This window comes from Bradyrhizobium sp. 27S5 (assembly GCF_037217225.1).
GTDB classification, from domain to species: Bacteria; Pseudomonadota; Alphaproteobacteria; order Rhizobiales; family Xanthobacteraceae; genus Bradyrhizobium; species Bradyrhizobium septentrionale.
The window spans coordinates 1566672-1584942 of sequence record NZ_CP147714.1; the positions used below are offsets into that span (position 1 = coordinate 1566672).

General features: G+C 59.6%; 12 protein-coding genes and 7 pseudogenes. 12 read left to right on the plus strand and 7 right to left on the minus strand.

Annotation, left to right across the window (positions count from 1 at the left end):
- Window positions 1–28: 28 nt before the first annotated feature.
- A pseudogene (locus tag WDM24_RS07450) lies at window positions 29–274 on the minus strand (transposase domain-containing protein); the annotation flags it as partial.
- 96 nt (window positions 275–370) lie between these two features.
- Window positions 371–1645, minus strand: coding sequence for an IS256 family transposase (locus WDM24_RS07455; protein ID WP_338830737.1), 1275 nt, complete (start codon window positions 1643–1645; stop codon window positions 371–373).
- 1646 nt (window positions 1646–3291) lie between these two features.
- Here WDM24_RS07455 and WDM24_RS07460 point away from each other — a divergent pair.
- Window positions 3292–4187 (plus strand): annotated as a pseudogene (locus WDM24_RS07460) (transposase).
- 2154 nt (window positions 4188–6341) lie between these two features.
- Here WDM24_RS07460 and WDM24_RS07465 read toward each other — a convergent pair.
- Window positions 6342–6653 (minus strand): annotated as a pseudogene (locus tag WDM24_RS07465) (integrase core domain-containing protein); the annotation flags it as partial.
- Window positions 6654–6721: 68 nt separating this feature from the next.
- Between WDM24_RS07465 and WDM24_RS44455 the strand changes: the two are divergent.
- Window positions 6722–7797: pseudogene (locus WDM24_RS44455) on the plus strand (IS110 family transposase).
- 419 nt (window positions 7798–8216) lie between these two features.
- Here the strand turns inward: WDM24_RS44455 and WDM24_RS07475 are convergent.
- Window positions 8217–9176, minus strand: a complete 960-nt coding sequence (locus WDM24_RS07475) for a hypothetical protein (RefSeq protein WP_338696298.1) — start codon at window positions 9174–9176, stop codon at window positions 8217–8219.
- A complete protein-coding gene (locus WDM24_RS07480) occupies window positions 9145–9861 on the minus strand; it encodes a ParA family protein (RefSeq protein WP_338696300.1) in 717 nt (238 codons plus the stop codon). Before WDM24_RS07480 ends, WDM24_RS07475 begins: the two co-directional genes overlap by 32 nt.
- A gap of 49 nt (window positions 9862–9910) precedes the next feature.
- Here WDM24_RS07480 and WDM24_RS44460 point away from each other — a divergent pair, with 49 nt between their 5' ends.
- The 3 genes and pseudogenes from WDM24_RS44460 to WDM24_RS07490 form a co-directional block, all read left to right on the plus strand.
- Window positions 9911–10186: a hypothetical protein gene (locus tag WDM24_RS44460; protein ID WP_338696302.1), complete on the plus strand. Its 276-nt coding sequence runs from the start codon at window positions 9911–9913 to the stop codon at window positions 10184–10186.
- Window positions 10152–10511, plus strand: coding sequence for an outer membrane protein (locus WDM24_RS44465; protein WP_414645698.1), 360 nt, complete (start codon window positions 10152–10154; stop codon window positions 10509–10511). Before WDM24_RS44460 ends, WDM24_RS44465 begins: the two co-directional genes overlap by 35 nt.
- Window positions 10512–10778: 267 nt before the next feature.
- Window positions 10779–11310 (plus strand): annotated as a pseudogene (locus WDM24_RS07490) (helix-turn-helix domain-containing protein); the annotation flags it as partial.
- Here WDM24_RS07490 and WDM24_RS07495 read toward each other — a convergent pair.
- A pseudogene (locus WDM24_RS07495) lies at window positions 11302–11585 on the minus strand (transposase); the annotation flags it as partial. The pseudogenes WDM24_RS07490 and WDM24_RS07495 overlap by 9 nt on opposite strands.
- Before the next feature lie 84 nt (window positions 11586–11669).
- Window positions 11670–11849 (minus strand): hypothetical protein, encoded by a 180-nt coding sequence (locus tag WDM24_RS07500; protein WP_338696306.1) that lies wholly within the window; start codon window positions 11847–11849, stop codon window positions 11670–11672.
- A gap of 907 nt (window positions 11850–12756) precedes the next feature.
- Between WDM24_RS07500 and solA the strand changes: the two genes are divergently transcribed.
- From solA to WDM24_RS07535, 7 genes and pseudogenes are all read left to right on the plus strand, one after another.
- Window positions 12757–13905, plus strand: a complete 1149-nt coding sequence (gene solA / locus WDM24_RS07505; RefSeq protein ID WP_166104023.1) for an N-methyl-L-tryptophan oxidase — start codon at window positions 12757–12759, stop codon at window positions 13903–13905.
- Between the two features lie 545 nt (window positions 13906–14450).
- Window positions 14451–14996 (plus strand): nucleotidyl transferase AbiEii/AbiGii toxin family protein, encoded by a 546-nt coding sequence (locus tag WDM24_RS07510; protein WP_338696311.1) that lies wholly within the window; start codon window positions 14451–14453, stop codon window positions 14994–14996.
- Window positions 14997–15223: 227 nt separating this feature from the next.
- On the plus strand, window positions 15224–15412 hold the full coding sequence (locus WDM24_RS07515; protein ID WP_321576397.1) for a WGR domain-containing protein: 189 nt from the start codon (window positions 15224–15226) through the stop codon (window positions 15410–15412).
- A gap of 370 nt (window positions 15413–15782) precedes the next feature.
- A complete protein-coding gene (locus tag WDM24_RS07520) occupies window positions 15783–16181 on the plus strand; it encodes a hypothetical protein (RefSeq protein ID WP_338696315.1) in 399 nt (132 codons plus the stop codon).
- Window positions 16182–16254: 73 nt separating this feature from the next.
- On the plus strand, window positions 16255–17418 hold the full coding sequence (locus WDM24_RS07525; protein ID WP_338830738.1) for an SNF2-related protein: 1164 nt from the start codon (window positions 16255–16257) through the stop codon (window positions 17416–17418).
- Window positions 17415–17690, plus strand: a complete 276-nt coding sequence (locus WDM24_RS07530) for a hypothetical protein (RefSeq protein ID WP_338696319.1) — start codon at window positions 17415–17417, stop codon at window positions 17688–17690. Before WDM24_RS07525 ends, WDM24_RS07530 begins: the two co-directional genes overlap by 4 nt.
- A 31-nt stretch (window positions 17691–17721) precedes the next feature.
- Window positions 17722–18024, plus strand: a pseudogene (locus WDM24_RS07535) (class I SAM-dependent methyltransferase); the annotation flags it as partial.
- Window positions 18025–18271 lie beyond the last annotated feature (247 nt).

Below are 18271 nucleotides of genomic sequence, written 5' to 3' on the forward strand. Positions count from 1 at the left end.
GGCTTGCTGACCGGCGGGCTCGGCGCAGGAGCTTCCATTCCCAGGGCTGCAGTTCGTGCAGATGCGATGCGGGAAGATCGGCGATACGGGCGAGGACGTCGGCGAGTCAGGCCTTGGGATCGACTTTGTTGAGGCGACAGGTCGCGATCATCGTCAGCATGATGGCGGCACGGTCGGCGCCACGCTGGCTGCCGGCGAAGGTCCAGTTGCGCCTTCCCAAGGCGATGCCTCTCAATGCGCGCTCAGCACAATTGTTGGTCAAGCAGATCCTGCCTGTCATTCGGCCCAAACAGGGCTCTGCGTCGAGGGTAGAGGGGGGATGTCCCGATCGGTGTTGAACTACGTCGGGCCGACGTTGCCGGAATGAATGTTACGCTGCCCTCGTGACGTGGGCAACGGGCTTGATCGTCATGCGATCGTGGCGAGCTTGAAGGGCCGCACGCAGAACCGACAATTGCTTATGCGCCTTCAATCGTCGGAAGCCCTTGTTGGCTTCGCTCATGCCGGCCGCGACCCATCGCAAGGCCATACCGGCATCCCGCCAGCGTTTGACGTTGCGCGTGACGCGGCGAATGGTGCCCATCATGTTCTCGGCGATGTTGGTCCAGGCGAGCGATCGACGAAGCTCCTTCGGCAGCTTCAGCCGGACGACAGTCAGGATTTCGTCGAGGCCTTCGAGGATGCTGGCCGCTACGCCGGGCCATTGCTGGTCGAGTCGACGCGCAAGATTGCGGATCAATTTTTCAGCCTTGTCGGCGTCATTGAGCTCCCAGGCCTGGCGCAGCACCCGACGGGTGGCCGCATGATGCTCTTTCGGCAGGCGTTCCATGATGTTGCGTGCCTTGTGGATCTGGCAGCGCTGGATCGCAGCGGCCGAACCGAAGGTGCGGCGGATCGCCTTCGACAACGGTTTCGCGCCGTCGGCGATGAACAGTCCTGGCACCGTCGGGTCGAGCCCGCGCGAGACCAGGTTGTCCAGCAGGGCCTGAACCGTTGCGGCATTCTCGGTCGCCCCTTCCACCAGCGCCAGCGGATGCTTGTTGCCTTCGCCGTCAACTCCGATTGCGGCGACCAGCACGAGATCGTCGCCGAGATGCAGCCCGTCGATTTGGACCACCAGAAGGTCGAGCGTGGACAGATCGGCAGCCATGAAGTCAGCCAGCCGCGCCGCCGACAGCGCTACGAACCTCCGCGAGGCCGCCGACTTCGAAACCCCCGATCCGGGCGGTGCCGGCACGTCACCCTCGGGCAGTCGGACAGCACGGCCGAACCGGAGCGTCGACACATTGATCAGCATCAGGTTCATCGCCCCGCGACCGAGCCAATCCTCCTGCGCCGCCGTTTCCCAGCTCGGGATCGTGACCTCGCCGCCATCCACGCCCCGGACCCGCGGGCGCTCGACCTCGATCTTGCCGCCGTGGAAACCTATCCGTCCCCGCGTTCGACCCCAACGGTGCGCCCGCCGCGCCGCGTCGCGACCGTGGCGCGGCCCGCAGGCCGCCACAACATCCGCCTCCATCGTCGTGCCGAGCGCCTCCATCCCTGCCGCAAGGCAGAACCGATCGAAGCTCGCCCGCACTTCTGCAAACGCTTCGTCCACCGCCCCGGTCGCCGACGAACCAGCCGGTTTGATATCTCTCGTCATGGCGTTGCTCTCCTTTATGGAATCAGCACCCCGAGCCTACCGGCTCAAGGTGGGCAACGCCGACCTCTTCAGAAATTCAACAGAACCCGGGACATCCCCCCGAACTCTCCCCGCGCAGAGCTTTGTGCGGATCGGCACGTAGGCCCACAGCATCGTCCGATATTACGGGAGTGGATGTCTGCGTATGCGAGTTGTTCGGTGCCCGTGACATCCTGGAAGCGATGTAGAACCGACCAGCTTGCGCAAGAAGCGACTTAGAATGGAGGACAATTTTGAGGTGAGTCCTGAATTGAGGGCAGAGGCGTTCAGTGATGGTAGCGGCCGGTCAGGAGACATGGTTCGCAAACTGACCCTTTATTCGTTCGGCCTCTTCCCTCGACAGTTTCTCGGCCCAGTCGCCGTTTGTTAAAAGAGCCGGCCCCTTGCGTTCTCGATCGTAAACCATCCAACCTTTGATGCCCTGACGAACGATGAACCGTTGTGCTGCCAATTCCCAGACGGCCTCCAGTTGTACCTAGAAAAGAAGCTTCGACACGGGCAAAATGCCTAGGGCGAGGCGTTGGGCTGCCGAGAGCCAGAAATCAACTCAAGACCCGATCATGACGTGTGCAAAGCTGCAGTGGAGCTGGCGGCTTTATGAGGATATCGAGCGTGGCGCGCTTCTCCGGTAAATGCGACGATCGCGGGGATGCTGCTGATCAGATCCGCGCTTAATTCCTTGGGGGTGCCGGGTCGGCGAGCTCTAGTCGAAGCCTATCCGCGCGCTTCCGCCGTGCTCGGTTCCGGCGCGGTACGAAGTATTCGAGGCGCCAAAGATTGGAGGCATCGGAAATCGTTCGTCCCGTCGTTAACGGCCGAGCAGACGCCGTTGAGGCAGTGGTGTTCCGACTCAGCGACGAGTCGTCTTACATTGCATTACCGGTTCAGAGATGGTCGTGGATGGTGGTCTCACGATCGGCGTCCCACAGAAATCTGAAGCGCCCGAGACAATTTTCTGATTGCTATCGACTGAATGACGCGAACACACCGTTTTCGTGCGCGGTTGTCAATTATGTCAGTTGCGGCCACGTATCCAAAGTATTATGTCGCTCGATCCAATTACGCGCCTTGGATAATGTGGGTTTATCGTGCCAGCCAGCATGGTAGTCGAATTCGCGGATGGACTGTTCAGCAGTTCGTCCGCGAATCTCTTCGCGTCAGCCTCGCTTGGAAAGGTTCTGGTTTCTCGAATGGGGTATCGATTTGGCCCCTTCGACTGGTTGAAGGAAACATACCAAGTGTGTTGTAGCCATATCCTTTTCGTGCTCATCGGCCGATGATGGTGGTCATGCCTCCATCAGCAGTCAATTGCGAGTATTGGTAGTTGATCGTTTGCGGCAATTGTCGTCGATGAAGGGGCTTGACTATTTGGCAGGTCGTCGGATCCACCCAGCGCAGAAGAAGGGCGGCAAGAAGATCAGGTTACACCGGCAGACTTGACCACGCCTCGCGCCGCGGAAGCCTGAACAGGTTCAGGCCACGCCTGCTGATGTCCTCAAGCTGAAATGTGCCCACCAGGATGCGACGCAGCCGGCGGCAGCGAAGGAGGGTGTCATAAGGAATGTGTAAGCAGGTTTCTGTGAGTTTACCCTACCGAGGAGACTCACATGACGACGATAACACCTGAACTGCTTGATCAACTGCTTGCTAACTATGAGAAGCCCGAGGACCTGACCGGAGACAACGGGCTGTTCAAGCAGCTGAAGAAGGCGTTGATCGAGCGCGCGCTCGCCGCCGAGTTGAGCGAACATCTCGGCTATGAGAAGGGCGATCCGGGCGGTCGAGGGACGGGCAACAGCCGCAATGGCACCAGCAGCAAGACGATCCTGACCGAGGACGGCGAGATCGAGACTGCCATACCGCGCGACCGCGCCGGCAGTTTCGAACCGCAGCTCGTCGCCAAGGGCCAGGACGCGGTTCGATGGCTTCGACGACAAGATTCTGGGCCTATATGCCGGCGGCATGACGGTGCGCGAGATCCAGGGCCACCTGGCCGAGCTCTACGGGGCCGAGGTCTCACCCGATCTCATCAGCCGGGTCACCGATGCCGTCCTCGATGAGGTGCGGGAGTGGCAAAATGGCCTTCGTGTCCCGGAAGGACCGCAAGGCGATCCTGCCCGCGATCAAGGCGATCTACCGGGCCGAGCACGCCGATATTGCGCTTGTCCGCCTCGAGGAGTTCGAGGCCGAGTGGGGCAAGCGCTATCCAGCGATCGGAGCGGCCTAGCGGAGCGCCTGGGATTACGTCGTGCCATTCTTCGCCTTCGCACCGGGCACCCGCAAGATGATCTACACCACCAACGCTGTGGAGGCGCTGCATCGCTCGTTGCGCAAAATCATCAAAACGCGCGGCAGCTTTCCAAACGATGACGCGGCGTCGAAGCTGCTCTATCTCGCAATCAAGAATGCCGGCCTGCGCTGGCGACGCCCGGTCGAATGGACCTCCGCGATGGGCCAGTTTGCCATCCGGTTCGGCGAGCGCTTTCCGGGAACGACGCGATGACGAACGGCATCACGGCAACGGCCATGATGGCTCGGCACGCCCCTTCGCCGTCAAGTTCCTCGCCTGCGGCGCGCCGCTCCGCGGCTTCGGGACTTGAACGCTCGGTGCGGCCAAGCAAACTCATCCACCATGCCGCTGATGCCTTGTTCTTGATGCCGGGAGACAAATTCACCCTTCACAGAAACCCCTGACACAAAAGTTCTGACAATCCCAGCGCCAGCGCGGCCCTGGCTCGTCTGCTGCTTTAAAAGTACGGCTTCTTGCTTCTTCTCTTCATACCGCAACTCGTGCGGGCGGTCGTCAGCAGCCGCTCGCACGCTTTTCCGAGGGCGCGACTAGTCAACCGCGCGCGTCCTGTTCTTCCCTCTCTCTTTTCGTCGTGCCCGTTTGGTACGCGAGTTGCTGAAAAACGTGCGGGCTTGGCTTCTCAAACATTCACACTCGCGACCCCATGAGATGGCCAAATCTGCTCAGCCCAGACTTGCGCTTGGGCGGTTTCTCCAAGGCAGCGCCCGCGTCATTTGTAGCCACCGCAGCAACGCGCTTTTATTGATATGGATCGGTGAACTGCGACGTTTGTTTGTAGAAAGCACAACGCCGCCCGCTCAAAATGCATGCGGGCGGCGTTGGCTCTAGCCCCAGGAAGGAAATGCAAAATCCTGGCTTGCATAGAATATGGAGGAGGGCGCACGCCGTCGCTATCCGTAGGACTCCGGTATCCTCCAATGAATAGGGGAACTGTGCGGCGCGGGGTCTCGGATCAAGCAACTAAGTTGCTCAGGCTCCAGCGTGTGCCGGGCGGGGGGCAAATTTCGTCGTGTCTGCAAAGGACAAGAAAAGGTGGGACTTTTCCGATATTGAGCCGCCGATTCCTTCCATCTTACCGCGCTCCTCTACTCGCTTCTCGTTGAGCATAGGACACGGCGAGAAGCGCCTTGAGGCTCAAATCCCAAGCGCGCTTTTGGATCGGCCCGAACTCTGTTGCGACGCGCATATAGTTTCGCGCAGCCTGATCCGTCATCCTAACTCAGACTAAATCCACAGCAAGAAATTGCCATGGGCAAGCACCATCTTCTCGAGCAACTCGCGGCCGACCTGGATTATAGACTCGACCACGAGTTGTGTGCGAACCGGGGTGCCTCTGCTGCCGCGGGAGCAGCCGCTTAGTTCCCGCGAGATTGGATGCTCACTCCGGCAGTGATGCGCCAAAGCAGGCGAGGCCAAGAATTAGCAGTGCGCCAGCGCATGCCTCCAAGATCTTCGATCGATGCCGACGTGCGTACAAGGCTAGGGCGGATCCCGAGATCATACTCAGGAGGCCAAATTCCCCGATCATTCTCGATCCAAATTGCTGAGCTTGAAAGTTGGCTTTGGGCGAAAAGAAGCGCCTGGACGAACCCATCCAGTCGTCGCTTGAACAGAAATATCTCCGGACGTCCTTGGTCGGCGCGCAAGCGGCGAGTTTCCATGTCTGGCCTTAAACCTTATCGTGTATCGGCCGACTTAGGTGTCTGGCTCACGTTGCGATCCTAGGATAGCCGGCGTCATTACCCTGCTGGTTGGGCTGTTGATCTTAGCACGTTGGCCGCTCAACAGCGTCTATATTCTTGGACTGTTTCTCAGCCTCGATCTAATCATGTCAGGTACGAGCTGGATCGGAATTAGCTTCGGCCTGCGCCGCAGTTCGATCATGTCGCAGGCACGATCGCCGGCTTGATTACCACCCATCGGTTTCGAAGGAGAAAAGCACGCAGGACAACCGGAATTTGTCGCCCCACCTGCTGAGATTGCATCTCTTGCCAGCCTTATCGCCTGTAAGCGGGCCTCACAACCTTTAATTGTTGGCCTGCGCAACGGCGCGCGTCGCCTCGGCGCACTACCAGCGCGGCTGCGCAACGCGCCGTCTCCGGGCTGGCGTATCCTTGCAGGCGTTGCCTCGAGGGTCGGCGTCGCGTCTCGCGTCGCAAGCGCACAGGCAGGAAGCTTCAGTGCTTCGCATCACGCAAATTCACTCGCACGTAGGCCTGCTCGTTGCAGATTGATTGCGCGCTTACGCGCGACTGCAACCCTGACACACTGCAAAACTCGAATCGGAATTTAAGTTGTGCATCTATCGAACCACAATGTCGGCTTCTAACCAATCTGGAGGAGCGATCATGGATTCACGAATTGACCTGCCACTGAACTTTCATCCAGCGGCATTAGAGTGTCGGGATCTTGGACGCCAAGTGGCGCGGTTGGAGCAACGAACGATCGGCGAAGCTGGTCGGGGTTGCGTAGCCGATCGTCCGTTGCGGTGAGGTGGGCTGCATAGGCCGGGGGGGTAACATATTACAGCGACGAGTGAGGCTGCCGGAGATTGTCATCGTCGACCCAGTTGGCGATCTTGGCGCGGGCGCCGTCAAGATCGAAGAACAGGGTCTCGTTGAGCAGCTCATCGCGCATCCGGCCATTGATGGGGAAGACGGCCCCGCTCCCTCGGCGCCGGCGATATGCTGGCGATGGACGAACCCGCTAACAGCAACAGTTCACCAATGGAAGTCGCGACAATTGGGTTGGACGTTTCGAAGCACGTATTTTTCATCCATGCCGTTGATGGCCAAGGCCAAGTGGCCTGTCGCCAACGCCTCCGGCCAGGCGAGATCGTGTCGTTCTTCTCCTCGCTCGTACCTTGCCTAGTCGGCATTGAGGCCTGCGCGACTGCTCACAACCGGGCGCGGGAGATTCGGCAGTTGGACACGATGTGAGATTGATCCCGCCAGCCTATGTTAAACCCTACCTACGAAGAGGAGCCAAGAATGACGCCGTTGACGCGGCTGCAATCTGCGAAGCGGTCACGCGTCCCAATATGCGGTTCGTTCCAATCAAGAGCGTCGAGAACCAGGGCTTCTTGATGCTTCATCGTGCAAGAGGCTTTGTTGGTCCGCCAACGGGCCACGACAGCCTGCGCCACTCGGGCTCATTTTGCTGAGTTCGGAATCATTGCCGGGCAAGGCCGGCAACGGGCGGACGGTCTGGTGGACTTGTTGGATGACGAGGAACTGATGCTACCGGCCCACGCCCGAATTGCACTAGCCGTCCTTGTGAACCAACTGAAGGAATTGGACCGGCAGGTCGAGGCCATCGAGCGCGAGCTAGCTCAGATCCAGCGAATAAATCCGATGGCGAAGTTGCTGTCCTCGATTCCAGGGATCGGTCACATAACGGCCACGGCTCTCGCCGCGACCGTGCCGGACGCGACAATGTTCCGCTCCGGGCGCGAGTTCGCGGCCTGGCTTGGCCTGACGCCTAAGCAGAATTCCACCGGCGGGAAGGATCGGCTCGGCCGGATTACGAACAGGGCGATTCCTATCTCAGGCACTTGCTTGTCATCGGAGCACGTAACGTCGTTCGGTGCCCAAAGGCACGCTCCCGGGTTGGAGGCTGGATCAAAGTCCTGCTTGAACGGCGTCGGACATGGTCGTCGTCGCCATCGCCGTTACCAACAAGTTTGGCCCGGATCGTCTGGGCGATGACTCTCTCTGGAGGAAATAATCAGTGGCAGGCAGCGAACTTGATTGCACAACATTCGACCGATCTTGATCTGAGACTGACAACATGCATGAATTAGATTCCCGTGTTAATAGAAGCACGTCCGCTGCACAACCTTCGCCAATAGGGACTTTCGATGGAAGCTCGTCCCGTCCAATAATTGAACTCTTCAAAGGCATCGAACAGATGTTGGCGCCTCTATTTCAACGTTCTTACGAATGGGGCCCGAAGGAGTGGAAAGTCCTATGGGATGCAATCTTGGAGCAGTACGAGCACAATCAAGATGCGGTACTGGCTTCGATTTCACAGGCGCAATTGTCACGGCGCCCAGCACGATCAGCCGGCTTCGCTCCGGGCCCTTATCAGCGCAATTATGGGCCATGCAGGAGCGGCCCCAACGTCAGCGTCTTCTTCGTCCAGAGCTCGGACGAAGTTGCCGGGCAGTCCTCTCAGGGGGCCTCAGTTAAATCGGACGCCAAATGCCCACGCTGCTTTGCTTTACATTTCTGGATCTGAAATGCGGGTCAGCATCTTCACGTGCGGTCCCGCCCGCTTGAAGATCGGCTCCCAAAAGGCATAGGCCGTCTCGGCGAAACTCGCGCTTATGCTGAACTTCGTGAGCGCAGCCCGATATGCGGCCTGCCGCCCGCAGCCTTGCCTCTCGACAAGGTGCCAGATGAATTGACCGACCTGGCGCGCATACGTGCTCGGACGAGCTCGGTGGTTGGGTACGATCTCAAGCCGCATGGTCCCGGTGTCGCGCGTCTCCGGTTCGATGAGATTGGCAAGCCAAATGAAGATTGATGGATCAATGCTCGCGGCATAGCCGTCGCGCTTGAGCTGCTGATTGATCATAGAGAACGCGCTAGCGGCTTCTCTGAAGCATTCGCTCAGGATGAAGTTCGCCTGATTCTCCAGCTTGCCGCTCTGAAGATCGTCCAGCAATCTGACCGCCTCGTCAGTGAGCCGCCGCATGTATCGCAGTTGCGGCTGCCCCGCGCCGTCGGCAGGTTCCTTCTGCACGATCAACTCGGCCGCATCCGCGCGGAACTCTGTTGCGGCTTCTTTGAGAGCGGTCAAAAAGTCGCCTTCAAGACCGGAGCCGATGTCTTTCGGTGCCGCTTCCCTCCCCACCCGTGTCTCTACGAGATTGGCAATCTTCACCATCATCTCAGTCGTAGCGTCGGAATCTAGAAGTTCGTCCTTGCGCGGCGCCGCCGCATTCCGAGATTCAAGCACCGCAACGGCACCGGGAGCCGTCGCTTGCCTCGCAAGCATTGTTTGATCATGCGTCTTCTCTCCGGTGTGCTCCGATCGCGGATTGGAAGCGGCAATCCCGCTGGACAACACAAACAGGCCATCGTCAACGGCTCGGCTCGCCGCCGCGGTAAGCTCCACCAGCGAGCGTCGCGCACAGCGCGTATGGCTAGCACGACGCCTTTTTTTCGTGTGGCTCATGATCTAACGACCCCTCGACAAGCGTTTTCAAGACCCAGCGCCAAAGCTCATGAACTTCCTCCGAGGCTCTTCCCTCTTGTGCAAACTCGGTTACGCCTAATCCGGCCCCAAGCGCGTCCTGGTGGACATTGCGCTGTCCGACATAGGGATGCGCAAGCACCCCGAGCGAATTGAGCGACGTTGCAGCTTCACTCAAGCGGCAGCCCCGCGGTGGCGTCTGATTGAGGACGAAAGCGAATCGGCGGTTGAGCCTACGAATAGCAATTAGTGTCGGTATCGCAGCTTCGATGTCGGCCAGACTCGGACGCACTGGGATCAGGCAAAGATCGCCCCTCGCGATGGCGAGCACGGCCAGTGCATTGTTCGTGGCGGCGGTATCGATGACCGTAAGCCAGATTCCCTCAGCTTCAAGGCTGACGAGAGCCACTTCTAGTTCGGCGGGATCGGAGATCCGAACGACCCGCGGATAGGGATGGCCACGCCGCTCTTTCCATTTTGAAATCGTGCCTTGTGGATCCGCCTCGACAATTGCGACGCGCTCCCCGTTCCCCATCGCCGCGACCGCAATGCCAACCGCCAGCGTGCTTTTGCCGCTTCCGCCTTTTTGGGTAACCAGAACAAGGACATGCATATCCTGCGCTTCCCGGATGACAACGATATGAGACGCATGAGTCGTCGGCTGCATGGGCGTCAGTCAACTACCAACCTTGGGAATTGATGGAGAGGACGGGCACATGGCAATCTTCGTCCTATACCCGTCAGGGACGGTCGATACGAAGCTGGGTTTAGAGGGCACGGTAGCCCTGATCGCGCTGGTTGCCCCTTCCTCTGCCGCTGATCTGGCCGCGGGGCCCTACGTCAAAGCGCTCCCAGCGGTCATTCCAATCTATGATTGGAGCGGCTTCTACGTCGGCATAAATGGCGGCGGCGGCTCCGCGCATCAATGCTGGGACGTGGTCAACGCCGGCGGCGCGGTTGTCGCTCCGCCCGTCGGCATGGGGTTGCCATAATGCGACGGGAGGCACGGTCGGCGGTCAAATCGACTATCGCTGGCAAATAGCCAACTCGCTGTTTGGCCTGGAGGCGCAGGGCGACTGGGCCGATTTCAAGGGCTCCAACGCCAACCTCGCTTTTGCAGGCGTCCAGGATGAATCCAAGCTTGATGCATTCGGCCTGTTCACGGGCCAAGTCGGCTATGCCTGGAATAACATGCTGCTCTATGTGAAGGGTGGCGCTGCGGTTGTCCGCGACAAATACCGGGTCTTCGATTTTGGGACTGGGCTGACGATCGACAACGGCAGCGAAACTTGTTGGGGCGGCAGGGGCGGGCCTTGAATTTGGCTTCGCTCCGAACTGGTCCATCGGCGTTGAGTACGACTACCTGTTCATGGGTCATCGGGACGTGGACTTCTTTTTTCACCGGGACTCGTGGGTGGTCCGGCGGGCGCTTTCGCGGGGACTGCCCGTATCAGTCAGGACGTCGATATCGGTCTGGTCCGCCTGAATTACCGCTGGGGTGGCGCGGTCGCCACGACATATTGATCTTCGCCGGAACGGAAGCGTTCGATCACACGGAGCGCTAGAGACAATCCTTGACGCGCGTTGGTGCTAAGTCAGCAGGAGCGGACGTACTTTGAGAGGCAAGTTCGTCGTCACCACGCTGCCCGCTCGCTATCTGAGCGGTACCGCGCGATCCTGTGGTGTGCGGACGGCTTGCCTTAGCAAGTCCGTGGCTGCCAAACTCGGCCTCCATGAACACACCGTTGCCAAATAGCGCCATCGCGTTTTGAAGGATCGCTGTGATGGTCTGCTTGAAGAGGCGCGCCATGGCTGACCTCGCACCATCAACGCCGATCAGGTTGCCGCGGTGATCGAACGAACGTTGCGGCTGACGCCAGCCGACGCGACGCCCAGTCGATCCGCTCGATGGCGGCGGAAACTGTTTTTTCCACACCACGATCCGCCGCATGTGGGCGGCGTTCGGCTTGCCGCACCGTAGCCAGACATTCAAGCTGTCGAGCGATCCGCTGTTCGTCGTCAAGGTGGGCAATATCATCGGCCTTTACCTATCCCAAACCGAGCCCTTGTCCTCTGCATCGATGAGAAAAGCCACATTCAGGCACTCGATCACGAGCATGGACGGCTTGCGGGCAAGCAAGCGCGCAAGCCAAGGATTTGCGGTCGAGCCTTTACGCATTGCCCAGCGCACGGCTGCGCTCGCACCGATGATTAATAGTCGGCGCAGAGTTCGTTCGCCCATGCGGGATGTCTCGCCGAGCTTCTGCTTTCCGCCCGTGGAGCGCTGCAGCGGGGTGAGCCCCAGCCAGGCCGCAAAGTCGCGTCCTCTCCTATATGCCCGAGTCGTCGGCGCCAGGGCCAACGAGCGACCGTCGCTGTGATGGGCCCGATTCATGCCGCTTGGTCGCGATCCAGGTCAACATGGTTACTTTTGTAGATTGACCTCGATCCTGGCAGCCGTTTGGCGTTGCTCCTTCAGCGAAGCCTCTTGGCCGGCTCGGTCAGCGTCCATGCCAGGCGCCGGACAGCGGCCAGTGGCAACTTGTAGGCGATGGTCTCGAAGCGCCCGAATGTATTGATCTTGATGAACTCGTTTTCCCCTGTCGAATGAACATAGCTATCGCGTTTGCCGCAAGCAGGCTTAATGCCTTCCAAGCTAGAAACCTTCTCGCTGCAGCTCCCCAATACTGTTATGCGTTTGCATTTGCTCGTTCGTCTGTTCGAGGTGGGCGCCGTTCGCTTTGAAATCCGGATCATTTTCCAACCGCTTACCTAACATGTTCGGGCGCCTGCGTCTCAATTGCAAGCGGCTCTCAAGCGGAGAACGAACTGTATACCGAGACAGCCGTGCCATTCCTCCTCCACCGGTTCGATGTCTAAACGGCGATCCGACTCAAAACTTGGCCTGAAGAGGGTCGCGGGTAACGCTGGCAGCCCTTTCTGGCTGCGGTGGTGCTCAAAATGAGGAGATGTTTGGTTCCTCACGAATGTTGTCAGCTTTGACCCAACATCAACAAGCGCCGCGATGTCCAACAGAGAATGTAGTGCTTGCAGAAGGACTTTCAGTTCGGCACGTCGCTTGCTTTGCTCAGAACACCATCACACCGCGACGAGAGGACGATGCGGAGAATGCTGTGCTGCGATAGTGCGCGACTGCCGCCTGCTGCTTCCGGTCTTCGCGCCGTTCTCCGCCGCAGCGCTTCTCACAGCCCCACGCGCTCGCGACCTTTCTGCTGCTCGAGCAGTTATTCGCGGCGTGGTCTTCGCGGAAGCACCGTTGGCGCTCTATGGCACTGCGATGGCGGCGGTGCTCGCCCGCGATTGCGGGAGCGAGGCGGCATTTCGCCGTTCGGCGCAGGCGGGTCGAGCGCCGCTCACTCTCCGACTATGGTAACGACTCTGGTCGATGGCGCGGCGCTCCCTTATCGATGGCTGCGGCACGGCGGATGATTCTTGTGCTCCTGCTGCGGCTGCAGCGTGTTCACAAAGGGCGGAGCCCTCAAAAGTGCGGTGGCGCGGCAGATTAATAGCGCGCGTTGGACAGCGGAAGACGGAGTGAGGAATGCGTGTTTGCGAAGTCGCCGTCGTCGGCCTCGGCCTGATAGGAAGCTCTGCGTTCCATTCGCTGCTGCGTCGTGGGACAGACGTGCTCGGATTCGACCCTCTTGTCTTGGGCGAGGCTCGCGGCTCGTCGCATGGCTCATGCCGAGTGTACCGACGCTTCAATTTCGAGAGCGCGGCCTACACGGAGCTAAGCGATGCTGCCTTCAAGGGATGGCGGATGCTGGAGGCCGCCAGTGGACGGACAATCCTGATGCCGACTCGTGTACTCGAAGCAGGACCTCCCGGATCGAAGATGGTGGCCGACTCCCGCGCTGCCGCGCTGAAGGACGCCGTCCCCGGTCCAGCCACGGGAGCGGAAGCAAACGCCGCATTTCCCGCCTTCCGGCTTCCCGAACACTGGGATGTGGTCGTCCAGGAAAGCGGCGGGATCCTATTGGCCGAAGCTGCGATCCGCGCATTTCGCGAAGGAGCCGAGCACCGCATCATTCTGGCTCCGGCCCGAATACGGCCGGTGGCCGCCGGCATCCGTATTTCAATGCCCCAAGAGGTAATCTTGGCCGAGAGGGCCATCATCGCGGCTGGACCGTGGATTGCCGGGCTAGTCCCGGGACTTGCACGACACTTAAAGATCACCCGACAAACGGTCGGTTGGTTCAAGCCGGCCAAACCGGAATTGGTGCGTTACGGTGAGTTTCCGGCGTTCATTGTCGAAGGGGAGAAAGGAGTGGTATACGGCTTTCCCGATTTTGAGGGACGAGGCGTGAAGGCTGCACAGCATGACCATGGGCCGGTCGTGGGGGCAGACGCCTGGCACCCGCAGCCGACCGACGCAGAACTGGAGACTGTTGGATTGACGCTCGCCGAATTGGTCCCCGGAGCGGCGGGCCCAATCGTCGAGCGCGATATCTGCCTCTACACGAACACGCTCCGAGCAGACCTGCGACCGGACGAGGGCAACGAATTCATCATTGACCGACTTCCGGCCGATCCCCGCATCATCGTCGCCTCGCCTTGCTCCGGTCACGGTGCCAAGTTCGCCAGCGCGATCGGTACGATGCTCGCGGATTTGGCGCTCGATGCGAAGCTGATAGCGCCGAAGGCATTCCAATTAGACCGGTTCAGCGGCGTCGAGCCGCCAAGCTCCTGACATGTCAATGGCGTCCAATTCTGGTATTGCAGACAATGGCGTAATTGCGGTCGTGGGCTCGGGAACCAATGGAGCTCCCGCAAACAACCGAGTCGCCCGCAGCTCTTGCTGGCCGATTCTAGCGGTTGATCTTGAGAGCAGCACGAGATGATGCAGGTTGCTTACAGTCCAGCGCAACTCTTTGCTCGGCGTAAGACGTCCGTTCGCAGGACGTTCGCGGCCTCGAACAGATAGGTCCGAACCTGGTGGTTGCCGCGCTTGGAGATGCCGCCAGCGCGATCGATCCCGCCGATTGATAACGTGCCGGTGTCAGGCCGGGGCGGACCTGTTTCAAGGATTCGAAGTACGAGCGCCAATCCTTCGTTCCGTTGCAAGCCATCTGGAGCCGGGCCGCAGCAATCTTCGCGCCAATGGTCCGAACCGGTCGTCGGTGGCCCTCAGGATCTGGTCCTTGAGCGCGGTTCCGGCGCGCCGACCGTCCGCGATGGCCGGACGCCTTCGGCGCCCCGGTCGGTCAAACCGCGGCTGGCGATCTCGATCTCGCGTTGAAGCGCCTCGATCGTGCGAGTGTGCCTGGCCTCTTCCTCGCGGCGGGCGTTCCGTTCCGACTCGAGAAGGATCTTCAACACCCGTATCTCGCGGCGCTCGACCGGCAGCATCCGCGCGACCTGTTCGATGTCCGCGATCTGCTCGCCAACGAAGGCATCACGGACGATCTCCGCGAGGCATTCATCATCTACCTCATCAGCCATGACAGGCCGATTTCCGAGGTCGTGGTTCCTCGTCGCAAGGATATCGAGCACGAGTTCACGCACGGCTTCGAGGGCATGAGCGCCGATGAAGTAAGTCTGGACGAGTTGCTCGAAGCCCGAGAAACGCTGATCGCCGAGATCGCGGGAAAAATGCCGCAAGCTCATAAGGATTTCCTCATAGGGTTTAACCGCGGCGAGCCGGATTGGAGACTGCTGGGCGTCCCTGGCGCGACGGAGCTGCCGGCGGTGCGCTGGAAGCAGATCAATCTGGACAAGCTTCCTGCCGAGCACTGGGCGAAGCTCGTCGCGCAACTCGAGGAAGTCTTGCGTAATGCCTGAGGTCGGAGGAGGGGGATCTCCGTCGAGCACGCGCGTGGCAACTCGTTCAGACGACATGTCCAGGGAGCACTCCGCCGCCCAGCAGGACTGGAGATTGCGGCTTCAGCTCAGCCGGCGCGAGCCTGACTGCGACGGTCTCATTGCCCGCATGAAATTTCTGAATCGCTGGCCCGGATTGATTCATTTATTTAATTGGACGGTCGATTCGGTAATTGCGATTCTGGCGCATGTCCGAACTCACGGTGCAATATCTCGTGCTCGAGCGTCGCGATCCGGCCCGCAACATGGCGCGGTTCTATGTGCTCACGATCGAACCGACGCTGTTTGGCGATACGGCATTGGTGCGTGAATGGGGTCCTCTCGGTGGGCGCGGGCGACGGCGGCTCGATCTGTTCAAGGGGCGCGTGCAGCTGTAGAGGCCATCGAGTCTTGGCTCAGGCGCAAGACCCGCCGTGGTTATGTCCAGCGAGAATTTCCGCGTTTGGAGCCAGCGTGCGACATACCGCAAGCTGGCTGATTGGCCCGCATGCCTTTGATCGCGCTTCGCGTCCCCGATGAAGTCGCGGTGGAATTCTCAATTCTTGCCGCGACCCAGGGCGGCAAGTGCGCGCTACTGCGGCGATTTTGGAGAGTGTAGCTATCCACCCCGGGGCCGACATCTCGTTCTGTGAAACCGTCTTGTGGGCAATCGACGATCACGCCAAACCACTCCGCGATAGAGTCTCATGGTCCTCCATGAGGAGCGTCCGCCTTTCAGAAGCCACTGCCGTACCCGAAATAACTGCTATGTCCGATCCAGATGAAAACGCGCCGTATATGAACGCGCTCCGCGCCTACGAGACGGAGCGGCAAGAGCAATTCGCGGCTGAAGTTGACGCGATCCAGTTCGACGTTTCGGATTTGCGCTGCGCCATGAGCCAACTTGTGCGAGGACATGGAAAAACTCGTCGCCGAACTTGGCGGGCCTTCCTTTCGGCCGATTTCAACCTCACACCAGAGGTGAGGGAAGTGCACGCCGCCTATATCGGATCGTGGATTAAGATCTCGAAGAATGTTAAAAGGGTCCTCTTCACCACTTGCTCGTACGCCCAAAAGGCAGCCGAATATCTGCGCAGCTTGCAGCCCATCTGCGGCGAGGCGCCTGCGGCTTCACCGCAGGACCGGGGTCTGCAACTGGTCGGCTAAATCCCGCCGCCAGCTTCGATCTGGTGCGCCCACTGGCGATCGGCAGGGTCGTGCGTCCACAAGGACTAAACCTTTGGGTGATCTGGCAAAAGAAGGGCTTGCGGTCCCCAAACCTAGCGCCACTCTATTTTCAAAGGGGGGCGGGTGCCATGGCGGCGGCGCAGGGCTACAGACCAAGATCTTGCGGCGAGCGAAATCGTACCAGCATTATACCGTCTATCGGGCCGCGCTTGAGTGGGGGCTGACCGATCCAATCGTGATCGAAAGCCGCGACGATTTCAAATCCGAGTTCCGTTGGAAGGACCGACTTGAGCCCTTCCACCACCAGGTACAAAACCTCATCACATTTTGCCGACGTTTGCCGGTGACCCTACTCGCAGACGATGTCGGTCTCGGCAAAACGATATCCGCTGGGCTTGTGGCAAGCGAGCTCATGGCCCGAAATCGGGTGGCGAAGATTCTGATCGTTGCGCCCAAACTGCTTGGCCCACAATGGAAGGACGAGCTCGGGACAAAGTTCAATATCCCGGGCGAGGTCGTTACCGGAGGCAAACTTGTTTCAGCTGACCCTGATGAAATGGGCGCTGTCATTACGACCTATCATTCCGCGCGCGTCCATCTCGACAAGATTCCCGATGACCGTTTCGACATGCTTGTGCTCGACGAAGCTCACAAGCTTCGTAACCTCTATGGCGTTGATCCCACGCCGCAGGTCGCGAAGGTATTTCACAGGGCGCTGCAGCGACGCCGCTTCCGCTACGTGCTGATGCTGACCGCGACACCAATCCAAAATCGGCTATGGGATCTTTATTCCTTGGTCGAACTCCTCACGGTTGCGCGCGGACACGAAAATCTATTCGGCAACGAAGGCGTCTTTGCCCGCCGCTTTATCGACGATAAGCGCGAAAATGCGCGCGTCCTCAAGCCAGAGGCGCGAGAGGAGTTTCGTAAGATCGTCTATGGCTATATGTCGCGCGTTAGACGGGGCGACGCCAATCTGGATTTTCCCGAACGGAAGATCCAGTTGCACAAAGTCACCCCATCGGAGGAGGAGCTTGCGCTCATCAATGCCATAGCCAAACCGATCCAGAAGCTCAATCGGCTCGCCCAGATCAGCATTCTGCAAGCGTTGACGAGCAGTCCACACGCGCTCATGGCGCAACTCCAGACGATGGCCCGTAACGAGATGGTGCCACGCGAACTAGCGGAAACCGTCAAGCGATCGTCACGCCCATGAGAACGAGCGCGAAGCTCGAAGGGCTTCGTCAACTCGTTTCGATGCTCAAGCAGCAAACTCCGACCGGCTGGCGAATGGTCGTCTTCACCGGGCGGCGCGAAACGCAGACCACAATTCAGGCATTCCTCGAAGAACTCGGGCTCAAGGTTGGCATTATCAACGGCTCATCGGGCCAGCGGAACCAAGAGACCATCGCGCGGTTTCGTGCCGACCCGCCCGAAATACGCGCCATCGTCTCAACCGAAGACGCCGCGCTTCTGGCCGGCAGATGAAGACGCGGCGCGGGTTCTGTGCGTCATGGCCGCGAAGCGTGGCCTTGTAACGGAACGTCTTACCGGCGCGACATTTATCCAGCGTCGCTTTCGCGATGCTGAAGAGTTTGAAAGTTGTTTGGCCACCTTGGCGGCTCTTGGCGTCGATACTACCGGTCTTGAGTCGGAAGGGCTGTTTCACGCCGATTTGCTCTTGTCCCGCCCTGAGATGGATGCGCGCGCCACCCCTCTCGAAAACATTGTCACCGTCGCCAGCGGCAGGGGTCGGCCTATCGGGCCCCGTTATGTGCATATTGGAGGCAACGCGGGCTTGCAGGTTGCGTTGGAGCCGTGACGGGTTCCTTTTCCGAGGATAGTTGTGGGTATGCCCCAAGGAACTGTACACCGAAGTGGATCATACCCTGACTTCCTGAATGATTACTTTCTATCAGGTCGGTAGTCTTACAGAGAAGCCTTGGTTATGACTACTTCGCCGATTGCGAATCCATGTGTTGCCGTGCCGTATGATCGAGGTCGCCGCTGCGTCAGATTTCTACGATCGAGTGCGGCGTTGCCGTTTCCCAACGTATCGTTCGAAGTGC